At 65.7% G+C, this 1069-nt stretch carries 1 protein-coding gene; it reads left to right on the forward strand.

The genetic code is table 11. The features are described from left to right. Positions 1-91: 91 nt before the first annotated feature. Entirely contained in the window at positions 92-1015 is a 924-nt protein-coding gene (panE, locus tag AC1D00_RS42525; protein ID WP_477014835.1) for a 2-dehydropantoate 2-reductase, read from the forward strand. Positions 1016-1069 lie beyond the last annotated feature (54 nt).

Here is a 1069-nt window from a genome sequence, read left to right on the forward strand (position 1 = left end):
GAACGAGCAATCTCCTCACCGTCGTCCTGGTTCCCGTGCGCAATTGCGCAACTACGCCAGGACGACGGCAAGAAAAAACAAGGACAATCCCATGCGTATCCTCGTGGTCGGCGCCGGCGCCATTGGCGGCTATTTTGGTGGCAGGCTGTTGCAGGCCGGCCGCGACGTCACCTTCCTGGTCCGGCCGCGCCGCGCCGCCGAGCTGGCGAGCGCCGGCCTCGTCGTCAAGAGCCCGAACGGCGACGTGACGCTGAAGGCTCCGCCGACGGTCGAGGCCGACAAGCTCAAGGACAAGTTCGACGTCGTGCTCTTGAGCTGCAAGGCGTTCGATCTCGACGATGCCATCAAGTCGTTCGCAGCGGCGGTCGGCCCTGATACGGCGATCATTCCGATGCTGAACGGCATGAAGCATCTCGACACGCTCGATGCCAGGTTCGGCAAGGAGCGCGTGCTCGGCGGGCTCTGCGCCATCGCGGCGACCTTGAACGAGAAGCGCGAGGTGGTGCAGCTCCAGCCGATGCAGGCGATCAGCTACGGCGAGCGCGACGGCAAGCCGTCCGACCGGGTCAAGGCGATCGACGAAGCCTTCAAGAGCGGCATCGTTGGTGCCACGGCCAGCCAGAACATCATGCAGGACATGTGGGAGAAGTGGGTGTTCCTCTCCTCGCTCGCGGCCTCCACCAGCCTGATGCGCACCTCCGTCGGCAACATTCTCGCCGCGCCCGGCGGCCGGGACTTTTTGCTGGGCATGCTGGATGAGACCAGCGCGATCGCCACCGCGTCAGGCTATCCGCCGGGTGGCCCGTTCTTCGAGCGGGTGAAGGGCAACCTCACCACCGAGGGCTCGCCGATGACGGCGTCGATGTTCCGCGACATCAAGGCCGGCCTGCCGGTCGAGGCCGATCACGTCATCGGCGATCTCATCGCACGCGGCGATGCCGCCAAGGTGCCGGTGCCGAAGCTGCGCATCGCATATACGCATTTGAAGGCGTATGAGAAGCAGCGGGCGGGGTAGCGGCCAGCCACGCGCTCGGTGTCGTCCCGGACAAGCGTAAGCGCAGATCCGGGA

Source organism: Bradyrhizobium sp. P2_E8 (assembly GCF_056403875.1).

Bases quoted from the DNA above. Each gene is read 5' to 3' on its own strand.
- panE (WP_477014835.1), top strand. From the start codon at position 92: ATGCGTATCCTCGTGGTCGGCGCCGGCGCCATTGGCGGCTATTTTGGT.